General features: G+C 67.6%; 3 protein-coding genes and 1 pseudogene. 1 reads left to right on the top strand and 3 read right to left on the bottom strand.

The window, feature by feature from the left end:
* Positions 1-1,115: pseudogene (locus VFF46_RS34755) on the top strand (protease-associated PA domain-containing protein); the annotation flags it as partial.
* A 44-nt stretch (positions 1,116-1,159) separates the two neighbouring features.
* Here the strand turns inward: VFF46_RS34755 and VFF46_RS34750 are convergent.
* From VFF46_RS34750 to VFF46_RS34740, 3 genes are all read right to left on the bottom strand, one after another.
* Positions 1,160-2,323, bottom strand: a complete 1,164-nt coding sequence (locus tag VFF46_RS34750) for a hypothetical protein (RefSeq protein ID WP_325041493.1) — start codon at positions 2,321-2,323, stop codon at positions 1,160-1,162.
* The gene (locus VFF46_RS34745) at positions 2,320-2,814 is read right to left on the bottom strand and encodes an RNA polymerase sigma factor (RefSeq protein WP_325041492.1); all 495 of its coding nucleotides are present in this window, start codon (positions 2,812-2,814) and stop codon (positions 2,320-2,322) included. The genes VFF46_RS34750 and VFF46_RS34745 overlap by 4 nt, the downstream gene beginning before the upstream one ends.
* An 86-nt stretch (positions 2,815-2,900) precedes the next feature.
* A complete protein-coding gene (locus VFF46_RS34740) occupies positions 2,901-3,800 on the bottom strand; it encodes a hypothetical protein (protein WP_325041491.1) in 900 nt (299 codons plus the stop codon).
* Between the last annotated feature and the right edge of the window lie 174 nt (positions 3,801-3,974).

The following is a 3,974-nucleotide window of genomic DNA, read 5'->3' as shown; positions in this document are numbered from 1 at the left end:
TCAAGAACGACTCCGGCTCGGCGGCGAACCCGTTCGGGTACGGCGCGGGTGAGGTGCAGCCGAAGTACGGCATGGACCCGGGCCTGGTCTACGACTCGACGTACACGGACTGGACGAAGTTCATCTGCGGTTCCGGGCAGGTGCCGAGCACGCACGAGCTGTGTGCGAATGGAAAGATCGACCTGAGCGACCTCAACTACCCGACGATCGCGATCGGCGACCTGGCCGGGAAGCAGACCGTGACCCGGACCGTCACGAACGTCGGCACGACGCCCGAGGTGTACTTCCCGAAGGTGGAAGGTGTGAAGGGCCTCAAGGTGACGGTGTCGCCGAAGCTGCTCGTCACGTTCCCGGGCCGCAGTACGACGTACAAGGTCACCATCGAGAACAACGGTGCCCCGCTGGAGCAGTACTCGTTCGGCAAGCTGGTCTGGAAGTCGGCGAAGCACTCGGTCGCCAGCACGCTCGCTATCAAGCCGCTGACGGTCAAGGCTCCGGTCCAGGTCAAGGGCACCGGTACTGCGGGCTCCGTCGACGTCCCGGTCACCGCTGGGTACGCCGGGACGCTCAACACGACCGCTCTGGGTCTGAACCCGGCCACCGTCGCCGAGGCAACGCTGAAGAACCCGGGTGGCGTGTCGTTCCCGACCACCGCGCCGAAGGCCAACGACCACGTCGCGAAGTTCACCGTGGACGTTCCGGCCGGTACGACGTACGCCAGGTTCTCCACGTTCGACGCGGACTACCCGGCCGGCACCGACGTCGATGTGTTCGTTTACAAGGCCGGTACGACGTCCCTGCTCGGCAGCAGTACGGGCGGCTCTGCTGAAGAAGAGGTAAACCTGTCGCAGCCCGCGGGCGGTCCGGTGGACGTGTACGTCGACCTGTACGCCGGGGCGAACCAGCAGCAGGTGAAGCTGAACCACTGGGAAGTACAGAAGCCCGCAGGCAACCTGACGGTCACCCCAGCCACCCAACAGGTCCAGGTAGCAGGCGACACGAGCGTGACGGCCACCTGGACCGGCCTGACCGCCGGCACCAGGTACCTAGGCCAACTGCACTTCTCCGACGGCGCCGACGGCTCCGGCTCCACCGTCGTACGCGTAGACAGCTGACGCGGGTGCGGGGTGGCTCAGGAGAGCCACCCCGCATCGCCGGCTCAGAGCTGCCCGAAGATGTACATGGTCGCCGAACGGGCTGGCACGACGACCTTGCACCGGCCCGTGGTGACGTCGCAGCGGAACATCTGTCGCGGCGCGGTGATCCACGTGTTGTTCGAGCCGTGGTCCTCGCCCTTCTGGGTGATGACCAGGGCGAACCGGGAGTCCTCGTAGACGACGCCGTCGGCCGGCTGCACCTTGTCCGGGAGTTGCAGCTTGGTGACCGCTCCCGTGGTGAGGTTGATCGATGCCTTGGAGCCGCCGTCGACCATCGTCCGGCCGTCCGGCGCCAGGTCGACGCTCATCAGTCCGGTCTTGCCGCAGTACTCGCGGGTGAGAACGAACTTGTCACCCTCCACGGTGCCTGCCTTGGCACAGTTGTGGCGGTCCGGCCATTCTCCCGCGAGAACGGTGCCGGTCTGGGACGCACGGACCAGTTGTGAGCCCTCCGGGAGATTGATCGTCCGCTTACCCTTCCCCGGCTGCCAGACAGTCAGGACGTTCCAGTTCTTGAACCCTGAGGCCCAGATGCCGTCCTTGGTCCACGCGTGCAGCCTGAGGTCGTCCTTCGGCATCGGCAGGCTGTCCACCTCACGACCGGACCGCACGTCGAAGATCGTGATCCGTGACGGATCGTTGATGTTGCTCGGCACGACAGCGATCTGCTTGCCGTCCGGCGAGGCGAGCGGGTGCTTCTCGGTCTCCGGGCCGATCGGCCGGATCGTGCCGTCGGTGCCGATGATCGCCGGCCGGTACCCCTTGGTTCCGGAGCCGATCGAGGCGACCCAGCCCCCGGCGACCCGGGCCGCGGAGACGGCGAAGGTACCGGCGGGAAGCTTGATTCTGTGGTCGCCGTCCTCGAGGGTCGACAGTCTGTCGTTGGTCTGGACCATGTACGGGACGGACGGCATGGCGCTGGTCAGCGCCTTCGCCGTCGGACTACCGGCCGGGGCGGTGCCGGATTGCTTGGCCAGGCTGGTCAGGTACGGGATGCCGGCGAGCAAGGTGACCGCGAGGGCGGCGGCGACGGCGGTGACGGGGAGCCAGGTGCGGCGCCGGGTGCTGACGGTCAGCTCGGGCCCGGGGCCGTGCGAATCGGCCGGGACGCTGGTGGTCGCCTTGGTCTGGAGGTATTCGCGGAGGCGGTTCTCGGTGTCGTTCATCGGGCTTCCTTGAGCTTGTCGGTGAGGGCGGTCAGGCCGCGCGAGGCCGTCGCCCGGGCCGAGGCGGTGCGGATTCCGAGGAGCTGGGCGATCTCGTCGAAAGGGAGGTCGAGGTAGTAACGCAGGACCAGGACCTCTCGGGTGCGGGTCGGCAGGGCCTGCAGGGCGCGTTGCACTTGCGTCCGTTCCTCGCCGAGTACGGCGGCACTCTCGGCGGAGCTGCCGGGCGCCGCGTGGGGCGGTGTGTAGAGCCGCGCCACCCGGCGGCGCCGGAGCAGCGAGCGGCAACGGTTCAGCACAGTGGTCCGCAGGTAGCCGATGGCTGCTTCGGACTCACGCAGAGGCCACCGCTGGTACAGCTGCATGAAGGCCTCTTGTACGACGTCTTCCGCGGCCTGTTGGTCGTCCGTCACCAGTACGGCCAGGCGGACAAGTCCTACCCAATGCCGGCTGTAGAGGTTCGACACGGCGACCCGTGCGTCCTCTTTCACCGGTATCGGGACAGGCCCTCTGATACTCACCATTGGATTCGTCACACCCCAGAGACGCCTGTCCGGCGGAAACGCTGCATTCCGCGCTAGCGCAGTCTCTCCCGCACCCAGGCCAGGTGCGCCAGCGCGTGCTCTCGCTGCCAGGCGCGCATCGTTGGGATGCCGGGTGGCGCGGGCTGGGCTGAGCCCCACCAGAGGCCGCCGGCGATCGCCGCGATGAATCCGGTGATGGCAGGGTCGTCCGGGAGCTCCGGCAGGGTCACAGAGCCGCGCATCTCCGCGTGCAGGATGACTGTGTCCGTCCAGCGTGGTGCGAGCCCCGGGTGGGCCCAGTCGATGAACACCACGCGGTCGTCGGTGAGGATGATGTTGTCGGCTCGCAGGTCGTAGTGCGCGAGCGCCTTGCCCTCCGCCAGCGCTCGCAGACCGGTCCTGGCAAGTTCTGCGAGTTCTTCGACCCGCCCAGAGGCCCAGGACGGTACGGCGAGACCGTCCGCCAGCACGTTGTCCCAGCGGCTCAGGAAGTCGCGGCTCCGTACGGCGATGACGGGAGCGTCAGGCCACGGCGACGGGTTCAGTACGTCGGTCAGCTCGGCCAGCGCGTCCAGTACCCGGTCCGCGTCCGGCTGCTCCCAAGGATGTGCGGGCAGGCGTCCCGAGACGTCCTCGAAGAGCATGCCGACCCAGTCGCCGTCGTCGTACACCTCGTACAGCTCAGGCGCCATCGGGAGCCGGCCGATGCCCTGCATCGCGGTGATCTCCAGCCGGAACAGCTTCGGGGTCTTCGGGTTCAGCGACGTACCGACTGCCTTCAAGAACGCCCGGCGACCGGAGCCGGTCACCAGACGGGCCGCCGTACCGGGGGAGAAGCCGCCCTGCTGCGTGGTGGCCGATACCACGCTCGAGCCGAGCGTGCGCTCCACCCACGCCTGGACCTTCGAGGGCAGGTCGGAATAGGGCAACCGGACCCCAGCAGCGTGCGCCATACGTCACCACGCTAGCGGGCCGGTGCCAGCGATTTTTCGAATCTGCTGGACCCGCATGGGATGATTGACCGGATATACCACCCGAGACCAGAACTGGATCCCCTCCGTGCCCGTTGGCCCCACGAACGTTCCGCAGCCGGGTCGTACCGATCCGTCGCTGATCCGGAACTTCTG

This window comes from Kribbella sp., assembly GCF_035655035.1.
In the GTDB taxonomy this organism is placed as follows: Bacteria; Actinomycetota; Actinomycetes; order Propionibacteriales; family Kribbellaceae; genus Kribbella.
The sequence above is the reverse complement of the archived record's forward strand: the minus strand, read 5'-3'. Positions and strand labels throughout refer to the sequence as shown.